The organism is Ralstonia edaphi (assembly GCF_958350185.1).
Classification (GTDB): Bacteria; Pseudomonadota; Gammaproteobacteria; order Burkholderiales; family Burkholderiaceae; genus Ralstonia; species Ralstonia edaphi.
The window spans coordinates 352510-373044 of sequence record NZ_CATWHI010000004.1; the positions used below are offsets into that span (position 1 = coordinate 352510).

Consider the following 20535-nt stretch of genomic DNA (forward strand, 5'->3'; position numbering starts at 1 on the left):
TCTGACTGCGCGGGACCATCATGGAGCTTCGGCATCTTCGGTATTTCATCGCTGTGGCCGAGCTGCGCAGCGTGCGGGCCGCTTCGGAGCAGTTGCACGTCACGCAGCCGGCCATCTCGCGCCAGATCCAGGACCTTGAAGACGCCATCGGCGCAGTGCTGTTCGAGCGCACGCCACGCGGCCTGAAGCTGACGGCGGCAGGCACTGCATACCTTGATGAAGCGCGCGACATCCTCACGCGCGTCGATGCGGCAAACCGTCTGGCGCGGCGCATTGCAGACGGCGTGCATGGCCAGCTGCGGCTCGGCTTCGTCGAGAACGCCGCCTGGATCGGCATCGTCTCGCAGGCATTCAGCGCCTTTCAGCAGACCGCGCCGGACGTCGCGCTCGAACTCACACCCATGAATACGCCGGAGCAATTTGACGCGATTGCAGCGGGCCAGCTCGACGGCGGCTTCTGTTATCGCCTCGGCGCGTTGCCGCAGGGCATCGCCGGCGTGCCCGTGCTGGAACAGAACGTCGTGCTGGCGGTGCCGCAGTCGTGGTCTCTTGGCAGCGAGGACGCGGTCCTCGCCAGCGAGCTTGTCGGTACGCCCTTCATCGCGTTTCCGCGCCGCATTTATCCCGCCTACTACGACCGGCTCCTGTCAGCCTGTGCCGAACGCGGACTCACGCTCGATATCCGCCAGGAAGCATCGACGGAAACCGCCATCCTGTCGCTTGTATCTGCCGGCATGGGCGCGGCCATCGTCAACGCCGCCAATCGTCATCGGCCACCGGCCCGCGTGCGCTTTGTCGAACTGCGCGATCTGTCGGTGCCGCTGCCCCTGGAATTCTGTTTCCTTTCGGCGCACACCAACGCGGCACTCCAGCGTTTTATCGCGCAGTTGCAGTAGACCCGGGCGCGTTCCGGGCGCGATGCCTGCAAGGCATCGGCCGCCGCAGAAATCGGCATTGGCCGCGCTTTCCGGCGTCGGCGATAGTGAAGACACCTCGTCTTCACGCTTGCCGCCATGACAACGTCTGCCTCGCTCATCGCCACCGACATCGACTTCGAACGCGTCGGCTTCCAGACCGGAACGCTGCGCCTGCCGTGGTCACATGACCGCTCCGCCTACGGGCATATTCCGATCCCCATTGCGGTGTGCAATGCCGGCGAAGGGACCGGCCCGACTGTGCTGCTGACTGGCGGAAATCATGGAGACGAATACGAAGGCCCCGTCGCCCTGATGAAGCTGCTGCAGCGGCTGCCGTCCATGGCGATGCGCGGCCGCCTGATCGTGATTCCCGGGCTGAATTTCCCGGCCTTCATCAACGGCTCACGCACGTCCCCCATCGACCGAGGCAACCTGAACCGCATGTTTCCCGGTGCGCGCAACGGGCAGCCGACCGAAATGATTGCGCACTATGTCGAGACCGAACTGCTGCCGCGTGCAGATGTCGTGATCGACCTTCACGCCGGTGGCGCATCGTTCGATCACCTGCCGACGCTACTGGCGTCCCCGCCGGCGCACGGTGAACAACGCGCGCTGTACCTGGAACTGGTGCGCGACTTTGGCGCACCGCACACCATGATCATGGATCTGCTTGGCGAAGACCGGACCTTCGCCGCTGCCGCCGAGCGCCACGGCAAGTTGTTCTTCTGCGGAGAGTTTGGCGGCCATGCCGGCTGCGACGCCAGCAACCTTGCGATCGTCGAAGCCGGCCTGCAGCGCGTGCTGCATCGGCTTGGCGTGATGCCGGAGCCGGCAGGGCCAGCGCCGAAACAGACGCGCTTTCTGCGCGTGGAAGGCGCGCGCCATTACGTGTACGCACCGCATGCGGGCGTGTTCGAGCCGGCCTTCGCCCTGGGCGACCAAGTCCGCGCCGGTCAACTGGCGGGGCGCCTTTTCGACCCGCACCGCCCCTGGGCGGCCCCCGAGAACATCACGTTCGGCGGCGACGGCACGGTCATGTGCATGCGCACGTTTGCACGCGTGGAGCCGGGCGACTGCATCGCCCTGCTCGCCTCGGAAGCCCATCTCGACTGAGTGGGCAGCCATTCAGTTGACCTCGCCACATAACAATACGGAGACCACGATGCCTACCCAGACTCTTTCAACGGAGTCGTCCGACGACGTTGCGCCGCTGCGTGTTGGCGGCAATGTCGGCCACCCCGTCTACATCGTCCTGCTGTTCTTTGTGTGCTTTGCCTTCTCGTACCTGGACCGGCAGGTCGTCAGCATCCTCGTGCAGCCGATCAAACAGTCGCTAGCGCTGAGCGACACGCAGATCGGCTTGCTGCAAGGCTTTTCTTTCACGATGTGCTATGCGACGGCGGGTGTGTTTGTCGCACGGCTTGTCGACCGGGCCAATCGCGTCAAGTTGATCGCGGCGTGCATCGCCATCTGGGCGATCTCGACGACCGCATGCGGGTTCGCGACCAACTTTCCGGAGCTGCTCGTGGCGCGTGCCGGCACCGCCATTGCCGAAGCGGCGCTAAGCCCCGCTGCGCTGTCGATCTTCAGCGACATCTTTGCGCCGCGCCGCGTCGCGCGTGCCAGCAGCGTCTTCATGCTCGGGCCGTACGTCGGCGGCGGCCTGGCGCTGTTTGGCGGCGGCATGCTGTTGTCGGCGGCCGCGGGGGGCAGCGGAAACGCCTGGCTGGCGGCGCACGGCGTCGCGCCATGGCAGGCCGTATTCATTGCCGTGGGCCTGCCAGGGCTCGCGCTGGCCGCGCTTGTTGCCTTGACCGTGCGCGAGCCGCAGCGGCGTGAAGTGCAGGCACACGCCGCACGCGCCGATGACGAGGTGCCATCGCTCAAGGATGTGTTGATCGAACTGTTCGTGCGCAACCGCTTCTGTCTGGCGTACTTTGCCGCGTATGTCGCGCTCATCACGCTGTTCTATTCGCACGCAGCATGGTTTCCGACACTGTTGATGCGCCGGTTTCATCTCGCGCCGAATGTGGTGGGCCAGATGGCGGCGCCCGCTTACATGATCGGCGGCATGCTCGGGGTCGCGTGCGCCGGCATGCTGGCCACGCGCGTGACTGACGAGACGGCCCTGCGGCGCGTATTGGCCTTCTCGGCCTGCGCTGTTGCGGTCTTAGTGCCTGCGGCCATCGCGATGCCGCTGGTGGGTGAGAGCAGCGTGGCCGTGGTGCTTTACGGCGCCTGCGCGTTTGCCGCCAGCATTGCGATGGGCCTGGCGCCCGTGCCGCTGCAAATCGCCATGCCCAACCGCATGCGCGGCCGGTCGCTCGCCTTGCTGGTGTTCATGACCAACGCGATCAGCGGTGGCGTTGGGCCGCTGTCGGTCGGTTACCTGAACGAGCGCCTGGGGCAAACTGGCACCAGTTTGGGCATGGCGCTGGCGCTGGTCGGTGGCGTGTCTGCGCTTGCCAGCGCGGTGCTTTACACCGTCGCAACGCGGCGGGTGCCGCCTGCCAGCACCCAATGATTTTCGGAGACCCGTCATGCTGGTGAAATCCGCCTCCCTTATCCATCGCGTTGGCGCGGCAACCATCACCCGCGTCGACGAGACCGATTTTGCGCTGACGCCCGAACGGCTGTTTCCGCTCTGGACCGAAGAGGGGGGCCGCGCGGCCGAAGCGCGATTTGCCCCCGCCAGCGTCGACCTGACCAACCGTCGGATACCGCTGAAAACCCATCTGTGGGTGGTGCAGGCCAACGGGCTCACCCTCGTGGTCGATACCGGCATCGGCAACGGCAAGTCGCGGCCGTTCAACGCGTTGTTCGATCGGCTCGACAATCCCGTGCTGGAGCGGTTTGCGGCCGCGGGTTTCCAGCCGGAACACGTCGACTACGTGCTGCTGACGCACCTGCATGTCGACCATGTCGGCTGGAACACGCATTGGCAGGACGGGCGATGGGTGCCCGTCTTTCCCAACGCGACCTATGTGTTCGGCCAGCGCGAGCAGGACTTCTTCGCGATGCCGGAAGGCCAGCCGCGGCGGATGGTCTTTGAAGACAGCGTGCTGCCGCTGATTGAAGCCGGGCAGGCCCGCGCGGTGCGCGACGCGGGCGAAGAGATTCTTGACGGCATCCGCTTCGTGCCCACGTTCGGGCACAGCTTCGGCCATATGGCGATCGAGGTGAGATCGTGTGGCGAAACGGCGCTCTTCTCCGGCGACGTCATGCACAGCGCGATCCAGGTGTACCAGCCGGCGTGGAACTCGGTGTTCTGCCTGGATCAGGCGCAGGCGCGTGAGTCGCGGCGCTGGCTTTTGGACCGGGCGGCTGAAACCGACGCGACGGTCTTCGCCGCCCATTTTCCGGAAACGTCCGCGGGCAAGGTGCAGCGCTCAGGAGACGGCTTCGAATGGCGCTACGTGCGTGGTCAGGGCTAGCGCTACAAGCGTGCCCGCCACGAAGCCGGCGCAGCCCGACGGACCCTCAACCCGGCTGAGCCTGCAAAGCCAGCGCAGCAGCAGCCGCGCGCGTTTCCACACCAAGCTTCTCGAAGATGTGCTCGAGATGCTTGTTGACGGTACGCGGCCGCATACCGAGGATGTCGCCGATGTCGCGGTTGGTCTTGCCGCGTGAAATCCACAGCAGCACCTCGGCCTCGCGTGCGGTCAGACGAAACCTTGCGCAAAGGCGATCGCTCACCTTGCGGTCGTCGTGCTCTTCCAACTGGATGACCCATGCGCTGTGCGGCGCGGGGCCAGCCAGCCTTGCCACCAGCCGCACGCCCTCACCGTCTTCCGCCATCCGGCCGGCTTCGGGTACGCCGACGGGCCGCACGCTCTGCGCCAGCCACTGCTGCAATACCGGCGGCAGCCGCTGCATGTCGCCGTGGTCCGGATAGAAGCGCGCAAACAACGGCGCGACCCGCGAGCTGCGCCAGTGGATCGCGCCGTGCACATCGGCCACCAGCGCCGCACGGCCGCCCAGGCCAACGATTTCGTCTGCCTGCCGGTGCGCACGGGCGCGCTCCAGATGCGCGGCGACGCGCGCGAGCACCTCTTCGGGGCGGATCGGCTTGGTGATGTAGTCGATCCCGCCGGCACGGAAGCCGCGCACAACATGCTCGCTCTCCGTCAGTCCCGTCATGAAGATCACGGGAATCTGCGCGTGCCGCGCATTGGCCTTGATGTGCTCGCAGGTTTCGAAGCCGCTGATGCCGGGCATGACGGCGTCCAGCAGGATGATGTCGGGCGTCAGACGCTCGATGCGGTCCAGCGCGCTGGGGCCGTCCAGCGCCACCAGCACGGTGTAGCCGACGGCGTCGAGCGCATCGGACAGCAACGCCAGATTGTCCGGCGTATCGTCGACGATGAGCACGACGCCGGAACCCCCAGCGGCCGCACCGATCGTCTGCGGGGCCGATGGCAGATGCAGCGCCGCCGCGCCGCCATGGTCAATCCACGCTGTGTTCATCTGAAGGGGCTCCTTTGAGCAACCTATCCAGTTCAGTCAATCGGAAGCGCCGCGCGGCCGATCGCACAGGTTGCAGCGCGCCGGCAAGGTCGGGATGGCGATGTTCGGCTTCGTCCAGCAATTCGATGAGCCCGCGGATGTAACCGATCTCGAGCAACGGCCGCAACTGTGCGACCAGCTCGGCCGGCAGCGGCGCGTGCGAGCGTGCCGGCGGCGGCGCTTCCGCAGCCGCTTCGCTGTCGGCGATCCATTCGAGGTTGAGCAGCTCGCCCACTTTGTCGAGCAGATGCGGCAAGTGGACAGGCTTGGCAAGGTAGTCGTCGCAGCCGGCGGCGGCACCGCGTGCGCGGTCACCGGCAAACGCATTGGCCGACAACACCAGGATCGGCGCCACACTGAGTGCCTGCTTGCGGATCAGCCGGCTGGCCTCGAAGCCGTCCATCGATGGCATCGAGACATCCATCACGATCAGGTCGACCTGCAACGCGCCGAGCTGGCGCATCGCCTCGGGCCCGCTGGCCGCTTCGACGAGCGTGAAGCCCAGCGGCGCGAGCGCGCCCACCACGATACGGCGCTGCTCGCGTTGGTCATCCACCACCAGCACGGTCCGCCGCGCACCGCGATAGCCGCTGACATGGCGGATGCGGTCGACCGCCCGGGGCTCGCGCACCTCCGGCAGGAACAACCGCACGGTAAAGCGCGTACCTTCGCCGGGCACACTGTCCACGCTCAGCTGGCCGCCCATCAGCGTGGTGAGCATGCGGCAGATGGTCAAGCCGAGGCCGGCGCCGTTGTCCTGCGCGTGCGCTGCGGCGCCGCGTTCGAAGGGCAGGAAGATGCGTTCCAGCTCGTCCGAGGCAATGCCGATGCCGGTATCGAGAATTTCGAAGGTCGCCAGCTCACGCGCGTAGGCCACACGCAGCGACACCGTGCCGCTCTCGGTAAACCGCACCGCGTTGCCCAGCAGATTGATCAGGATCTGGCGCACACGTTTTTCGTCCATGCGCACCGCGTCGGGAATGCGGCCTACATGCTCCATGCGGAAGGCCAGTCCTTTTTCCGAGGCATGCGGCTCCATCATCGCTTCGATCTGCGTGAGGAACGCTGGAAACGCCACCTGGCTCACGTCGAGTTGCAGCTTGCCGGCCTCGATGCGTGCCACGTCCAGCAGCCCATCGACCAGGGCCAAGAGGTGCTCGCCGCTGCGGAAGATGGTGGCAAGGCCCTCGCGGCGCGCGGGTGGCACCGACGGATCGCGCATCAGCAGTTGCGCATAGCCGAGGATGCTGTTGAGCGGCGTGCGCAGTTCGTGGCTCAAGCCCGTCACGTAGCGGCTCTTGGCCCGGTTGGCAGACTCGGCGGCTTGCTTGGCCTGCTGCAGCATGGCGTCGGTCTTGCGGTGCGCTTCGATCTCGCGCATCAGCAGCATGGTCTGGCGGTTGGACTCTTCCTGCGCGACCTTGCGGCTTTCCTTGGCGAGCACCAGCCACCATGCGCCAACGCAGCCGACCAGCGCCAGCGCAAAGAACGCCTTGATGTAACCGCGCGCCAGCAATTGCAACGGCGATTGGTCCGCGCTCAAGGTGACGGCGGTCTGGTAGTAGATCAGCGTCAGTACGCCTGCCAACAAGCCCAGCACGATCAGCAGCACGGCGGCGTACTGCGCCACGCGCACGTGCAGTCGCGGCAGTTCAGTGTTTGGAAACCAGTGTCGCCACGCCTGCGCGATTTGCGCAGACAGCCGGCCGTGCGGCTTGCAAGCATCGCCGCAGCGCGCGTCCAGCGAGCAGCACAGCGAGCAGATGCTGCCGGCGTAGGCGGGGCAATGCGCCATGTCTTCTCGCTCGAACACGTTCTCGCAGATGACGCAGCGCATGGCGCCGGCGTGCGCATGTTCGGCGTCGGCGGGGGCGTGCACCTTGCGGGCGAGGTAGAACCGCCCGCGCGTGGCCACGGCGATGAGCGGCGCGCAAAGGAACGCCATGCCCAATGCGACGAACGGCGACAGCGCTTCGGTCACGGCACCGAACAACCCGAGGTGAGCAAGCGTCGCGACCACCGAGGCAATCAGCATGGCGCCCACGCCAACCGGATTGACGTCGTACAGGTAAGCGCGCTTGAACTCGATGTGTGCGGGGCTGTATCCCAACGGCTTGTTGATGACGAGGTCCGCCACGAGCGCGCCGATCCAGGCGATGGCGACGTTGGCGTACAGCGCCAGCACTTCGCTCAGCGCCTCGAACACGCCCAGCTCCATCAGCAGCAGTGCGATCAGTACGTTGAAGACGAGCCACACCACCCGGCCCGGATGACTGTGCGTGAGGCGCGCAAAGAAGTTGGACCATGCCAGTGAACCGGCGTAGGCGTTGGTGACGTTGATCTTGATCTGCGACACCACCACGAACAACGCCATGGCCGCCATCGCCAATGCAGGCGAGCCGAACACATACTGATAGGCCACCAGGTACATCTGCGTGGGCTCCACGGCGCGCGCCGTGCCCACCTCGTGCTGAACGGCGAGGAAGACGAGAAAGGAACCGCCCAGCATTTTCAGCGCGCCAGGCACCACCCAACCGGGGCCTGCCGCCAGCAGTGCCAGCCACCACTTGCCGCGGTTGGCGCGCGTCTTTTCGGGCAGGAAGCGCAGGTAGTCGACCTGCTCGCCAATCTGCACGATCAGCGCAAAGGCCACGGTGCAGCCGGCGCCAAAGGCCAGCAGGTTGAAATCGCGGCCCGATTCCGACAGGCCGCCAAAGCTCGGCCAGTCGGCAAACGCGCGCGGATTGCGCAGCAGCACCGCAGCGTAGGGCAGCACCAGCAACACCAGCCACAGCACCTGGGTCCAGCTCTGCAGCTTGTTGATGGCCGTGATGCCGTGCGTCACCAGCGGGATGATCACCAGCGAGCACAGCACATAGGCGATGGGCAGGGGCAGCCCGACGTAAAGCTGCACGGCCAGCGCCATGATGGCCGCCTCCAGCGCCAGGAAGATGAACGTGAAGGTCGCATACACAAGCGAGGTGACCGTCGAGCCGATGTAGCCGAAGCCGGCGCCGCGCGTGAGCAAATCCATGTCGACGCCGAAGCGCGCTGCGTAATAGCTGATCGGCAGGCCGGTCAGGAAGATCAGCACGCTCACCACCACGATCGCCCAGAACGCGTTGGTAAAGCCGTAGTTGATGGCGAGCGAGCCGCCAATGGCCTCCAGCGCCAGGAACGACGTGGCTCCCAGCGCGGTATTGGCCACGCGAAATTCCGACCATTTGCGGAATCCGCGCGGCGTATAGCGCAATGCGTAGTCTTCCAGCGTCTCGTCGGCGACCCACGTGTTGTAGTCACGACGGATCTTGACGATGCGCTGGGTGCCGGATTGGTGCACGAACGCTCCCCGTTTCGGTGAACCGCGCCTGAGCTTCGTGCTCTAGGCGAGTAGGCGCGGCGGGCGATGCAAGTTCCGTTCCGCCCTCGCACTCGGCCGGTTCACCCTGTGATGTCGCTGTGTTTTTGATTGCGGATGGCTGCGCCGTGCAATGCGGCTGCGCTGTACGTCGGTTGACGTATTCCGGCAATCGGGGCCCCCGCCTAGGCTTGCCTCCATGCCTGTTCACAACGACCACCATCCGCAACCGGGAGAAACCACGATGTCACGCCACCACTCGCGCCTTCGGCGCCTCGCCTTGTGTCTTGCCGTCACGCCACTGCTGGCGGCGCCGCTGGCCGCGCTCGCGCAGTCGTACCCGACCGCCAAGGTCAATGCCACCAAGCTTGCCGTGACCGACACCGAGGTCACCGTGGGCCAACTGCATTCGGCCACCGGCACCATGGCGATCAGCGAGACCGGATCGATCCAGGCAGAGCGCCTGGCCATCGACCAGATCAACGCCGCGGGCGGCGTGCTGGGCCGCAAGATCAAGATCATCCAGGAGGACGGCGCGTCGGACTGGCCGACCTTTGCCGAGAAAGCAAAGAAGCTGCTCGAAGCTGACCGTGTCGCCACCGTGTTCGGCTGCTGGACCTCGGCATCGCGCAAGGCCGTGCTGCCGGTATTCGAGAAAGACAACGGGCTGCTGTACTACCCCACGTTCTACGAGGGGCTCGAGCAATCCAAGAACGTGATCTACACCGGGCAGGAAGCCACGCAGCAGATCCTGGCCGGGCTGGATTGGGTGGCCAAGGAGAAGAAGGCCAAGACGTTCTATCTGGTCGGCTCCGACTACATCTGGCCGCGCACGTCGATGAAGATCGCGCGCAAGCACATCGAAAATGTGCTGCACGGCGAGGTGGTCGGCGAGGAGTACTACCCGCTGGGCAACACGCAGTTCGGCTCGCTGATCAACAAGATGAAGCTGAAGAAGCCCGACGTGATTTTTGCTGCCGTGGTGGGCGGTTCCAACGTGGCCTTCTACAAGCAGATGAAGGCGGCGGGCGTGACCGCCGACAAGCAGACGCTGCTGACGCTGTCCGTCACGGAGGATGAACTGCTCGGTATCGGCGGCGAGAACATGACCGGCTTCTACGCCTCCATGAAGTACTTCCAGAGCCTGGACAACCCCAACAACAAGAAATTTGTCGAGGCCTTCAAGGCGAAGTACGGCGCCAAGGCCGTCATCGGCGACGTCACGCAGGCGGCTTACCTCGGCCCGTGGCTGTGGAAGGCGGCGGTGGAAAAGGCCGGCAGTTTTGACGTCGACAAGGTGGTCGCGGCCTCGCCCGGCATCGAGCTGAACACCGCGCCGGAAGGCTACGTGAAGGTGCACGCCAACCACCACCTGTGGAGCAAGACGCGCATCGGGCAAGTGCAGACGGACGGCCAGTTCAAGGTGGTCTACGAGTCCGGTCTGATCGAACCGAATCCGTTCCCGAAGGGTTACCAGTAACCCGCCGCAGACGCGGTCCGGCCGCAGCAGGGTTTGCAAGCCGGACGGACCGCTTCCCACCGCATCCATCGTCTTCGTGGAGCCGCCATGACCTCGTTGTCGGAATTCGGGGCGATCTTCGCCATGCAGGGCTTCAACGGCCTGTCGTTCTTCTGCGTGCTGCTGCTGATGGCACTCGGCCTGGCCATCATCTTTGGGCAGATGGGCGTGATCAACATGGCCCATGGCGAGTTTCTCACCATCGGCGCGTACACCACGTACCTACTGTCAACGCTCACCGCCAGCTATGCGCCGGCACTGCAGCCTTACTACTTCTTCGCGGCCGTGGTGCTGTCGTTCGTCCTGGCAGCGGCCATCGGTTACGCAGTCGAGCGGTTGATGATCTCGCGGCTTTACAACCGCCCGCTCGACACACTGCTCGCCACCTGGGGCCTGAGCCTGGCCATGCAGCAAGCTTTCCGCTCCATCTTCGGCGCCAAGGAAGTCAGCCCGGCGCTGCCCGACTGGCTGATGGGATCGTTCTCGCCCGGCGGCGGCATCGATATCCCGATCAACGGCCTCTTCGTGATGGCGCTGACCACGCTGCTGACCGGGGCGCTGTTCCTGCTGCTGTTCCGCTCGCGCTGGGGTCTTCAGGTGCGTGCCACGGTGCAGAACCGCGTGATGAGCGGTGCGGTGGGCATCGACACACGGCGCGTCGACCGCATGACCTTCGCCCTGGGTTGCGGCGTGGCCGGGGTGGCGGGAGCCGCATTTACCACCATCGGTTCGACCGGCCCGACTTCGGGGTCGCTGTACATCGTCGACACCTTCCTGGTGGTGGTGTTCGGCGGCGCGCAAAGCCTGCTGGGCACCATCGCGTCGGCCTTCACCATCGCCCAGACGCAATCGACCACCGAGTTCTTCCTCACAGGCTCGATGGCCAAGGTGCTGACGCTCTCGGCCGTGATCCTGATCCTGATGATGCGGCCCCAGGGGCTGTTCTCGGTCAAGGTCCGCAAATAAGGAGTCCGACATGAACCCCACGCTTCACTCATGGCTAGAGCGCAGGCGCGACTGGCTCGGCCTGGCCGTACTCTGCGCCGTCATCTTCGTCGTCATGCCGCTGGCGTTCGACGTGTTCCGCCTGAACCTGATCGGCAAGTACCTCAGCTACGCCTTCGTGGCCGTCGGCCTGGTGCTGTGCTGGGGCTACGGCGGCATCCTGAGCCTCGGCCAGGGCGTGTTCTTCGGGCTCGGCGGTTATTGCATGGCGATGTTCCTCAAGCTGGAAGCCTCCGACCCGGTCAGCACCAAGATCCAGTCCACGCCCGGCATTCCCGACTTCATGGATTGGAACCAGCTGACCGCCCTGCCGTTGTTCTGGGAGCCGTTCCGCCACTTCGGCTTCGCGGTGGTCGCGGTGGTGCTGGTGCCCACGCTGCTTGCGTTGCTGATCGGCATCGCCATGTTCAAGCGGCGCGTGGGCGATGTGTATTTTTCCATCGTCACGCAGGCCATCGCGGCGATCCTGTCGATCCTCATCATCGGGCAGCAGGGCTGGACGGGCGGCGTCAACGGCATCACCGACCTGAAGACGCTGCTCGGCTGGGACATCCGCACCGACTCCGCCAAGCTGATCCTGTACTTCGTCACCGCCGGCCTGCTGGTGGGCTGCATCGTGCTCGGACGCTTCATCCTGCGTTCCAAACTCGGCCGCCTGCTGATGGCGATGCGCGACAAGGAAGAGCGCGTGCGCTTTTCCGGTTACGACGTCGCCAGCTTCAAGGTGTTCGTGTTCTGCGTGGCGGCGGCCATGTCGGCCATCGGCGGGGCGATGTTCACGCTGCAGGTGGGCTTCATGTCGCCGTCGTTCGTCGGCATCGTGCCGTCGATCGAGATGGTCATCTATGCCGCGGTGGGCGGACGCCTCTCGCTGCTGGGCGCGGTGTACGGCACGCTGCTCGTCAATTTCGGCAAGACGTATTTCTCCGAGTCCTTCCCGCAGCTGTGGCTGTTCCTGATGGGCGGCCTGTTCATCGCCGTGGTCATGTACTTCCCCAACGGCCTGGCGGGCCTGTACGACAGCCACGGCCGCAAATGGATCGCACGGCTGCTGCAAGGCCGCCGCGCGGCGGCAAAACCGGCGCCCGGCGCCGCCGCACAAGGCTAAACACGGAGACCACCATGACCCAACCGATCGGCGTGGAAATGCCCAAGCCCGTGCTGGCGATCGAAGACCTGACGGTGTCGTTCGATGGCTTCAAGGCGGTGGACAGCCTGAACCTGTATGTCGACCGCAACGAAGTGCGCGTGGTGATCGGCCCCAACGGCGCGGGCAAGACCACGGTGCTGGACCTGATCTGCGGAAAGACGCGCGCCACCTCCGGCAGCATCCGCTTCAACAACCTGGAACTGACAAAGATGCGCGAGCACGACATCGTGCGCTCGGGTGTCGGCCGCAAGTTCCAGACACCGTCCATCTACGAAAACCTGACGGTGTTCGAGAACCTGGAGATGTCGTTTCCACGCGGGCGTAAGGTGCTCGGCGCACTCGCCTTCCGCCGCACGCCCGACGTGGTGGAACGCGTGGAAGCCGTGGCCCGCGACATCTTCCTGCACGAGCTGCTGCACCAGCAGGCGGACCTGCTCTCGCACGGGCAAAAGCAGTGGCTGGAGATCGGCATGCTGCTCATGCAGGAGCCGGAACTCGTGATGCTCGATGAACCCGTGGCCGGCATGAGCGTGTCGGAACGCGAGAAGACAGCGGAGCTGCTCGGCCGCATCAGCCAGGGGCGCTCGGTGCTCGTCATCGAGCACGACATGGAGTTCGTCAAGAGCATCGCCCACCGCGTGACCGTGCTGCATCAGGGCAAGGTGCTGGCCGAAGGCAGCATGGATGCGGTGCAGGCCGACCCGAAAGTCATTGAAGTCTATCTGGGCCATTGAGCCCCGGAGCCGAACATGTTCAACGTGACCGACCTCGTTTCCGGATACGGCCAGAGCCAAGTGCTCCATGCCCTCAACCTGCAGGTGGCGCCGCAGGAGATCGTGGCCGTGATGGGCCGCAACGGCATGGGCAAGACCACGCTGTTCAAGACCCTGATGGGCATTCTTCCGACGCGCTCGGGCAGCGTGTCGATCGACGGCCAGGAACTGACGGCCCTGCCCTCGTTCCAGCGCGTGGCGCGCGGCATCGCCTACGTGCCGCAGGGCCGCATGATGTTCTCGAGCATGACGGTGCTGGAGAACATCCAGACCGGCCTGCCGGCCTCCGCGGGCGGGCGCGTGCCGGACGAGCTGTATGCGCTGTTTCCCGTGCTGTACGACATGCGCGGGCGCAAGAGCGGGAACCTGTCGGGCGGCCAGCAGCAGCAGCTCGCCATTGCGCGCGCATTGGCCACCAACCCGAAGGTGCTGCTGCTGGACGAGCCGACCGAGGGCATCCAGCCGTCGATCATCAAGGACATCGCGCGGGCGCTGAAGGAGATCCGCAAGCTCCGCCAGCTCACCATCGTCGTGTCGGAACAGGTGCTTAGCTTCACCCTCGATATCGCCGACCGCTTTCTCGTCATCGACAAAGGGCGCTTCGTCTACGAAGAAACGCGCGACAAGGTCGATGCCGCCACCATCAGCCGATACCTCTCGGTTTGACTCACCTCACACCATAGGAGCAAGCATGCGTCACGGGGACATTTCAAGCAGCCAGGACTGCGTTGGCGTGGCCGTCGTCAACTACAAGATGCCGCGCCTGCACACGCGCGCCGAGGTGCTGGAGAACGCGCGCAACATCGGCCGGATGCTGGTCGGCATGAAGCAGGGGCTGCCCGGGCTGGACCTCGTGGTGTTTCCCGAATACTCCACGCACGGGATCATGTACGACGCTGCGGAGATGTACGAGACGGCGGCCACCATCCCCGGCGACGAGACCGCCATCTTTGCCGCGGCATGCCGCGAGGCGAAGGTGTGGGGCGTGTTCTCGCTCACCGGCGAGCGCCATGAAGACCACCCCAACAAGGCGCCCTACAACACGCTCATCCTGATGAACGACCAGGGTGAAATCGTGCAGAAGTACCGCAAGATCATGCCGTGGTGCCCCATCGAAGGCTGGTACCCCGGCGGCTGCACCTACGTATCGGAAGGCCCCAAGGGCCTGAAGATCAGCCTGATCATCTGCGACGACGGCAACTACCCCGAGATCTGGCGCGACTGCGCCATGAAGGGCGCCGAGCTGATCGTCCGCTGCCAGGGATACATGTATCCGGCCAAGGAGCAGCAGGTGATGGTGTCCAAAGCCATGGCGTGGATGAACAACGTCTACGTGGCCGTGGCGAACGCGGCCGGCTTCGACGGCGTGTATTCGTACTTCGGGCACTCGGCCATCGTCGGATTCGACGGCCGCACGCTGGGCGAATGCGGCACCGAAGAGATGGGCATCCAGTACGCCGAGCTGTCGGTCGGGCTGATCCGCGATGCGCGCAAGCACCTGCAATCGCAAAACCATCTTTATAAGCTGCTGCACCGCGGCTACACCGGCACCATCAACTCCGGAGAAGCACCGGAAGGCGTGGCCGCCTGCCCCTTCGATTTCTACAAGACCTGGGTGAACGATCCGGCCGCCGCGCGCGCGCAGGTCGAGGCCCTCACCCGCCGCACCGCCGGCACGCCCGAATGCCCCATCGATGGCATCCCCCACGCCTGACGCCACTTCCTGAGGAGAAACCACCATGCAGCATTTCAAGATCCAGCCCGGCAAGCCGCTGGCAGAGCAGGCCGAACTCGGCCACAACCGCTGGCATCCGGACATCCCGTTCCTTTCCAAGGTCAAGCCCGGTGAAGAGATCATCATCGAATCGCTGGATTTTCTCGACGCGCAGATCCGCGACGACGACAAGGTCGACGACGTGCGCAATGTCGACCTGACCCGCGCGCATCCGCTCACGGGGCCCTTCTACATTGAAGGTGCGGAGCCGGGCGACCTGCTGGTGGTGGACCTGCTCGACATCAAGCCCGTCACGCCGATCGGCTTTTCGGGCGTGTTCGCAAAATCCAACGGCGGCGGCTTCCTGGCCGATTACTTTCCCGACGCCGACAAGGCCATCTGGGACTTGAAAGGCGTCTATGCCACGTCGCGCCATATTCCCGGCGTCCGGCTGGCCGGCCTGACGCACCCGGGGCTGATGGGCTGCCTGCCCTCCCGCGAACTGCTGGACGAATGGAACCGCCGCGAAGCACCGCTGGCCGCCAAGGGCCTGGCCCAGCCGCCCGACCCGCGCACCGCGGTGCTGCGGGGCGTGTCCGGCGCGGAGTTCGATCGCATGGCGGGCGAGGCCGCGCGCACCGTGCCGCCACGCGAGCACGGCGGCAACACCGACATCAAGGATCTGTCGATCGGCACCCGCATCTTCTTCCCGGTGTACGTCAAGGGCGCCGGCTTCTCGATGGGCGATCTGCATTTCTCCCAGGGTGACGGCGAGATCGGATTCTGCGGCGCGATCGAAATGGACGGCGCCACGCGTGTCGGGTTCGACCTCATCAAGGGCGGCATGGCCAAGTACAACCTGAGCGCGCCGATCTTCATGCCCAGCCCCGTCAAGCCGCGCTACGACCAGTGGCTGACCTTCGAGGGCATCAGCGTGGAAAACGGCACCAACTACTACCTGGATGCCACCGTCGCCTATCGGCAGGCGTGCCTGAAGGCCATCGACTACCTCACGCACTTCGGCTTCACCGCCAGCCAGGCCTACATGCTGCTGACAGCCGCGCCGGTGGAGGGACGCATCGGCGGCATTGTCGACATCCCGAACTGCGCGTGCACGGTGTCGATTCCCACGGCGATCTTCGATCAGGACATCACCCCCAAGGGCATGCTGAACGACAAATCGCACTGGGGCCGCAAGCCCGCTTGACGTTGATGACCAATACGCGCCGGCCATGGCGGCACCGCTGCGGCCGGCGCAGCAACGGAGGCATGCATGCCGCTATACGACATCCGCTGTACCGCTTGCGACGGCATTTTCGAACGGCTGATTCCGGCTGCGAAACTGCACGCGCCCACACCCTGCCCCTATTGCGACGAAGACACACCCGCCGCGCCAATGCCGACCGGTGGGCGCGTTGCATTGAAGTCAGTTTCACGCTGGCAACCCAGTTCGCTGCATGAGCAGCTGGCGGGCAAACCAATCACCGGGCCGGGCAGCGCGGGTGGCTCCGGCCGCCGCAACAGCGTCCTCCATGTCTGCGGCGGAAAGCACTGTTCGATCTGCGGCGTGTGAGCCCAGACGCTGGCGCGTGATGGTGGCCTTTTGCACGCACAACAACGCGCACCCAAGGCGCCTGCGTGACCGGCAGGCGCCCCGGGGTTGCTCGAGCTGCGGCTTACGCTGCGGCCTTCAAACCTTCCATCGCCTCACGCACATAGGCGATCAGGTCCGGGCCCATCCACGGGCTGGCGGATAGTTCAGGCTCCTGCTCCATCGCCAGGCGCACCTTCGCTTGCGTCTGCGGATCGTCCCCCGCATAGGAGCGGAACAATTCGATCCAATGCCGCGCAAGCTGCTGCATGGCAGGCGCATGTGCCGGTGTGCCGTTGGCCAGATGCTGTCGCACCTCTGCAATCAAGGTCGGCCACTCGTTGGCGCGCTTGCCAAAGTTCTCACGCATGAACTTCAGCTCCTGCGCCGACAGATACTTCGCGTAGATCGCCAGCTTGGTTTCGTTGGCCGCCTCCATGATGAAGTCGAGCATCTCCAGGCTGATACCGGTGCGCTCCTGCAACGCCGGTTCGTTGATGTGCATTTTGTGCAGCTTGGCCGAGAGCACCGGGTCGAGCACCGCATCCTGCGCGAGCAGCGCCATCCATTGCCTGGCGAGCGCCTGCGCCTCGCTGCTGCGCGAGGGTACCTGGCGGTTCATCGCGTCCTGCACGGTCGACACCAGCGCCGCCCACCGCGCATGACGGGCGGTATCGGCGTCCATGCGTTCGGCGCGCGCACGTTCTTCCTGCGAGAGATATTTGTCGTACATGGTCATCCATTCCAAGGTTGTGAGCCACTCGGTCAATTCGGGCTCCTCCTCGCGCACGAGCTGGCCGTGCAGCCGCGACAGCCGATCGCGCAGCACGCTGGCCTGCGTGATCTGCTGATCGAGCATCGCAATCTGCCGTTCCACGATCGTGGTGAAGGGGATGTCCGGATTGGCCAGGAAAGCCCCGACATCGGCCAGCGACATGCCGAAGCGCCGCAACGCCTGGATCTTGTGCAGGCGGGCGACGTCAGCCTTGTCGTACAGCCGGTAACCGCTGTCGGAGCGGGCCGAAGGCGTGAGCAGGCCGATGGTGTCGTAGTGATGCAGCATGCGCACCGAGAGGCCGCAGCGTTTGGCGAGATCGCCCACTTTCAACAACATGGTGGCTCCTGTCTTCTGGCTTGGACACAGGCTAGGACCTCACACAATGTGAGGGTCAAGCACGGCGTGAATGGACGGCAATAGGCAGCGCCCCATGAAGACGCAGGCGCATCCTGCATTCTGAACCACGCCCCCTCTGTGGTGGGGAACATGCCCCGCGAACCCGCGCCGCTGCGTGCGTCACAAAAAGTTCATTCAACTCTGTGTTCAGCGGGTCGTTTAGCGGAATGTCCGATCTTGCGTCTGCCGCCAACGTCATGACTTTCTCACCGCTTCCCTTGCCCGCGGGCATTGCGCCCGAGATGCTGCGCACGGTGTTCCAACCGATCTTCCGCCTCTCGACCACCGAGGTGCTCGGCTATGAAGCGCTGCTGCGCGGGCCGGTGGGCTCGGCCATGGAGTCGCCAGCGGCACTGTTTGCCGCAGCCTCGGACACGGCAGGCACGATCGCCCTGGAGACGACCGCCGCGCGTCTGGCCATTGCCAATTTCTCGGCCCTGCGCCTGCCGGGCAAGCTGTTCCTCAACTTCAGCGCGCAAGGCGTGCGCCAGTTGCTGCAGGATCACGCCCGCCTGCTGCATGCGATTGCCGACCACGACCTGCATCCGTCGCGCATTGTCATCGAGCTGACCGAGCAGACGCCCATCGACGACCTGGCCAGCTTTGCCGACGCCCTGTCGGTGGCACGCGACTTTGGCCTGCAATGCGCGCTGGACGATTTCGGCACCGGCAATGCCAATCTGAACCTGCTGATCGAACTCACGCCCGACTTCATCAAGCTCGACAAGTATTTCCTGCGTGACATTGCCAAGCATCCGGCCAAGCTGGACATGGCGCGCACGCTGCAGCAGACACTCAAGGGCGGCGCCACCAGCATCATTGCCGAAGGGCTGGAAACCGAAGACGAGCTGGGCGTGGTGCGCGACCTGGGCATCCGTTTCGGCCAGGGGTTCTTTCTTGCGCGCCCGCAGGACAAGCCCGCGAGCGACATGTCGAGCCAGGCGGCGCGCGTTCTGCAGTCTTCGCAGATTGCGGTGTTTCCGCAGGCCGTGCGCGTGGGCTGGCGCGCCATCACGGCCAGCAAGCTGCTGCGCGTCGCCCCCACGCTGCCCTTGCGCAGCAGCAACGACGACGTACTGCACCTGTTCAACCGCCACCCCGATCTGCACGCCGTGGCGCTGCTCGACGAAGACGAACGCCCGCTCGCGCTCATCGCGCGCCGTGCATTCATCGACCGCTATGCGATGCCGTATCACCGCGAGCTGTACGGCAAGAAACCGGCATTGGCGTTTGCGAACCGGCAGCCGGTGCTGGTAGAGAAATCCGCCTCGCTGGAAGACATGTCGGCGCTGCTGATGAGCGACGACCAGCGCTACCTGACCGACGGTTTCATCATCACCGAGCACGGCCGCTACCTGGGCCTGGGCACCGGCGAAGAACTGGTGCGCACGGTGACCGAAATCCGCATCGAGGCAGCACGCTACGCCAATCCGCTCACATTCCTGCCGGGCAACATTCCGCTGAACCTGCACATTGAACGTTTGCTGGAGGCGCACGCGGAGTTCTATGCCTGCTATGTGGACCTGAACCACTTCAAGCCCTTCAACGACCAGTACGGCTATTGGCAGGGCGACGAGATGCTCAAGATGGCCGCTGCCGTATTGGCCACCGCCTGCGAGCCCACGCGCGATTTTCTCGGCCATGTGGGCGGCGACGATTTCCTGATCCTGTTCCAGAGCGCCGACTGGCAGGCGCGCATCACGCAGGCAATGGTCGCGTTCAATGCCAACGCACTCGCCATGTACACGCCCGCTGACCGCGCGGCGGGCGGCATCCATGCTGAAGACCGCAAGGGCTTGCCGGCCTTCTTCCGCTTCGTGACGATGGCGGTTGGCGCGCTGCATGTGCACCCGGGCGCGGCCCACAACAGCGACGACATCGGCACGGCCGCCGCCCTGGCCAAGCGCCGCGCCAAGCAGAGCGACAACGGTTTCTACCTGGAAGCCATGCACCCTGCCGGCCCCATGCGCGCCATGGCCTGACCCGCTGCGACTGCGCCGCTACAGCATCGCGGGTATCAGCCCCATCAGCGCAGCCTTCACCACGGCATGCGTCTTGTTGGCGGCGTTGAGCTTGGTGATGGCGTTGCGGATGTGGAAGTTCACGTTGCGCTCGGTCATCTCCAGGATGGCCGCCACTTCGGCCGCCGTCTTGCCTTCGGCCGTCCAGTGCAATGTCCGGCGTTCCACCTCCTTGAGGCGCGTGGCGGCATCGGGCAGCACCTTCTCGGCCATCAGCGTACTGATGCTGGTGTGCGCACGCTGGCTGAGCCAGATCATTTCTGGCTCGCTGGCGGCCAGTTCGTCTTCGGTGATGGGCATCGCGCGGCGCACCAGGCTGAAGGTGCCAAAGATGCCGGTGTGATCCCGAATCGTATGTGACCACCCGTGATTGAGCCCGTGCTGACGCGCATCCCTCCAGAAAGGCGCGTCTGCCGTGGCGATACCGGACCAGAGCATCGGCTTGACGCAGCGCTGCCCAAACTGCAGCACCGGGTCGATGGCCAGATAGCCGCACGCGCGGTAGTGCTCACACCAGTGCTCCGGATAGGTGCTCCAACAGAGGGTATTGAAGCGAGTGATGGGAACCGCTGCACGTAGGGCATAAGCGCAATAGTCGAAACCGAGCAGCGCCACCGCAGGTTGCAGGCAGCGGAATACCGCATCGGCATCGCGCAAGGCATTCAACTCGCGTAGCAATGCCGCGCGCCAAGACGTGGCGCGGTCATGCGGCAATTGGTTGTGAACACCCATCCCATCGGCCTCCAAAACCCACGCTCAATCGCCATGGCCCTGTCCATTCCCGCCAACCGGCTTTTCTCATTTCCC

Annotated in this window: 17 protein-coding genes; 13 read left to right on the top strand and 4 right to left on the bottom strand. The window is 65.0% G+C overall.

Annotated features, from left to right (window positions below):
* Positions 1-20 precede the first annotated feature (20 nt).
* The 4 genes from R2669_RS16475 to R2669_RS16490 all read left to right on the top strand — a co-directional run bounded on the left by R2669_RS16475 (position 21) and on the right by R2669_RS16490 (position 4351).
* Entirely contained in the window at positions 21-896 is an 876-nt protein-coding gene (locus R2669_RS16475; protein ID WP_316901259.1) for a LysR family transcriptional regulator, read from the top strand.
* Between the two features lie 117 nt (positions 897-1013).
* On the top strand, positions 1014-2030 hold the full coding sequence (locus tag R2669_RS16480) for a succinylglutamate desuccinylase/aspartoacylase family protein (RefSeq protein ID WP_316901261.1): 1017 nt from the start codon (positions 1014-1016) through the stop codon (positions 2028-2030).
* 49 nt (positions 2031-2079) lie between these two features.
* Positions 2080-3441 (top strand): MFS transporter, encoded by a 1362-nt coding sequence (locus tag R2669_RS16485; protein WP_316901263.1) that lies wholly within the window; start codon positions 2080-2082, stop codon positions 3439-3441.
* Positions 3442-3457: 16 nt separating this feature from the next.
* Complete coding sequence (locus R2669_RS16490; protein ID WP_316901265.1) at positions 3458-4351, top strand: MBL fold metallo-hydrolase; 894 nt, start codon at positions 3458-3460, stop codon at positions 4349-4351.
* Between the two features lie 46 nt (positions 4352-4397).
* On the opposite strand, the gene R2669_RS16495 is transcribed toward R2669_RS16490, so the two are convergent.
* Together R2669_RS16495 and R2669_RS16500 are read right to left on the bottom strand one after the other, a co-directional pair.
* Entirely contained in the window at positions 4398-5384 is a 987-nt protein-coding gene (locus R2669_RS16495) for a response regulator (RefSeq protein ID WP_316874720.1), read from the bottom strand.
* Positions 5365-8763, bottom strand: coding sequence for a hybrid sensor histidine kinase/response regulator (locus R2669_RS16500; protein WP_316901267.1), 3399 nt, complete (start codon positions 8761-8763; stop codon positions 5365-5367). The genes R2669_RS16495 and R2669_RS16500 overlap by 20 nt, the downstream gene beginning before the upstream one ends.
* Positions 8764-9025: 262 nt before the next feature.
* On the opposite strand from R2669_RS16500, the gene urtA reads away from it, so the two are divergent.
* The 8 genes from urtA (at position 9026) to R2669_RS16540 (ending at position 16515) form a co-directional block, all read left to right on the top strand.
* The gene (gene urtA / locus R2669_RS16505; protein WP_316901268.1) at positions 9026-10261 is read left to right on the top strand and encodes an urea ABC transporter substrate-binding protein; all 1236 of its coding nucleotides are present in this window, start codon (positions 9026-9028) and stop codon (positions 10259-10261) included.
* Between the two features lie 87 nt (positions 10262-10348).
* Positions 10349-11266, top strand: a complete 918-nt coding sequence (urtB, locus tag R2669_RS16510; RefSeq protein WP_027679773.1) for an urea ABC transporter permease subunit UrtB — start codon at positions 10349-10351, stop codon at positions 11264-11266.
* A gap of 10 nt (positions 11267-11276) precedes the next feature.
* Positions 11277-12413: an urea ABC transporter permease subunit UrtC gene (gene urtC, locus R2669_RS16515; RefSeq protein WP_316901270.1), complete on the top strand. Its 1137-nt coding sequence runs from the start codon at positions 11277-11279 to the stop codon at positions 12411-12413.
* A gap of 14 nt (positions 12414-12427) precedes the next feature.
* Entirely contained in the window at positions 12428-13189 is a 762-nt protein-coding gene (gene urtD, locus R2669_RS16520) for an urea ABC transporter ATP-binding protein UrtD (RefSeq protein ID WP_027679772.1), read from the top strand.
* Between the two features lie 15 nt (positions 13190-13204).
* Positions 13205-13894 carry an urea ABC transporter ATP-binding subunit UrtE gene (gene urtE, locus R2669_RS16525; protein ID WP_027679771.1) on the top strand — a complete coding sequence of 230 codons (690 nt, stop codon included), beginning with the start codon at positions 13205-13207 and terminating at the stop codon, positions 13892-13894.
* A 25-nt stretch (positions 13895-13919) separates the two neighbouring features.
* On the top strand, positions 13920-14942 hold the full coding sequence (locus R2669_RS16530) for an aliphatic amidase (protein WP_092970959.1): 1023 nt from the start codon (positions 13920-13922) through the stop codon (positions 14940-14942).
* 25 nt (positions 14943-14967) lie between these two features.
* The gene (fmdA, locus tag R2669_RS16535) at positions 14968-16149 is read left to right on the top strand and encodes a formamidase (protein WP_027679769.1); all 1182 of its coding nucleotides are present in this window, start codon (positions 14968-14970) and stop codon (positions 16147-16149) included.
* A 66-nt stretch (positions 16150-16215) separates the two neighbouring features.
* On the top strand, positions 16216-16515 hold the full coding sequence (locus R2669_RS16540; protein ID WP_092970957.1) for an FmdB family zinc ribbon protein: 300 nt from the start codon (positions 16216-16218) through the stop codon (positions 16513-16515).
* 103 nt (positions 16516-16618) lie between these two features.
* Here the strand turns inward: R2669_RS16540 and R2669_RS16545 are convergent, their stop codons facing one another.
* Positions 16619-17647, bottom strand: a complete 1029-nt coding sequence (locus R2669_RS16545; protein WP_316901272.1) for a MerR family transcriptional regulator — start codon at positions 17645-17647, stop codon at positions 16619-16621.
* Positions 17648-17904: 257 nt separating this feature from the next.
* Between R2669_RS16545 and R2669_RS16550 the strand changes: the two genes are divergently transcribed.
* Positions 17905-19689 (top strand): EAL domain-containing protein, encoded by a 1785-nt coding sequence (locus tag R2669_RS16550; protein WP_316901274.1) that lies wholly within the window; start codon positions 17905-17907, stop codon positions 19687-19689.
* Between the two features lie 18 nt (positions 19690-19707).
* Here R2669_RS16550 and R2669_RS16555 read toward each other — a convergent pair whose 3' ends face one another.
* Entirely contained in the window at positions 19708-20460 is a 753-nt protein-coding gene (locus R2669_RS16555) for an autoinducer binding domain-containing protein (RefSeq protein WP_316901276.1), read from the bottom strand.
* Positions 20461-20535: the final 75 nt, after the last annotated feature.

Coding starts and splice junctions, on each gene's coding strand:
- R2669_RS16475 (WP_316901259.1), top strand. CDS start 21: ATGGAGCTTCGGCATCTTCGGTATTTCATCGCTGTGGCCGAGCTGCGC.
- R2669_RS16480 (WP_316901261.1), top strand. CDS start 1,014: ATGACAACGTCTGCCTCGCTCATCGCCACCGACATCGACTTCGAACGC.
- R2669_RS16485 (WP_316901263.1), top strand. CDS start 2,080: ATGCCTACCCAGACTCTTTCAACGGAGTCGTCCGACGACGTTGCGCCG.
- R2669_RS16490 (WP_316901265.1), top strand. CDS start 3,458: ATGCTGGTGAAATCCGCCTCCCTTATCCATCGCGTTGGCGCGGCAACC.
- R2669_RS16495 (WP_316874720.1), bottom strand. CDS start 5,384: ATGAACACAGCGTGGATTGACCATGGCGGCGCGGCGGCGCTGCATCTG.
- urtA (WP_316901268.1), top strand. CDS start 9,026: ATGTCACGCCACCACTCGCGCCTTCGGCGCCTCGCCTTGTGTCTTGCC.
- urtB (WP_027679773.1), top strand. CDS start 10,349: ATGACCTCGTTGTCGGAATTCGGGGCGATCTTCGCCATGCAGGGCTTC.
- urtC (WP_316901270.1), top strand. CDS start 11,277: ATGAACCCCACGCTTCACTCATGGCTAGAGCGCAGGCGCGACTGGCTC.
- urtD (WP_027679772.1), top strand. CDS start 12,428: ATGACCCAACCGATCGGCGTGGAAATGCCCAAGCCCGTGCTGGCGATC.
- urtE (WP_027679771.1), top strand. CDS start 13,205: ATGTTCAACGTGACCGACCTCGTTTCCGGATACGGCCAGAGCCAAGTG.
- R2669_RS16530 (WP_092970959.1), top strand. CDS start 13,920: ATGCGTCACGGGGACATTTCAAGCAGCCAGGACTGCGTTGGCGTGGCC.
- fmdA (WP_027679769.1), top strand. CDS start 14,968: ATGCAGCATTTCAAGATCCAGCCCGGCAAGCCGCTGGCAGAGCAGGCC.
- R2669_RS16540 (WP_092970957.1), top strand. CDS start 16,216: ATGCCGCTATACGACATCCGCTGTACCGCTTGCGACGGCATTTTCGAA.
- R2669_RS16545 (WP_316901272.1), bottom strand. CDS start 17,647: ATGTTGTTGAAAGTGGGCGATCTCGCCAAACGCTGCGGCCTCTCGGTG.
- R2669_RS16550 (WP_316901274.1), top strand. CDS start 17,905: ATGACTTTCTCACCGCTTCCCTTGCCCGCGGGCATTGCGCCCGAGATG.
- R2669_RS16555 (WP_316901276.1), bottom strand. CDS start 20,460: ATGGGTGTTCACAACCAATTGCCGCATGACCGCGCCACGTCTTGGCGC.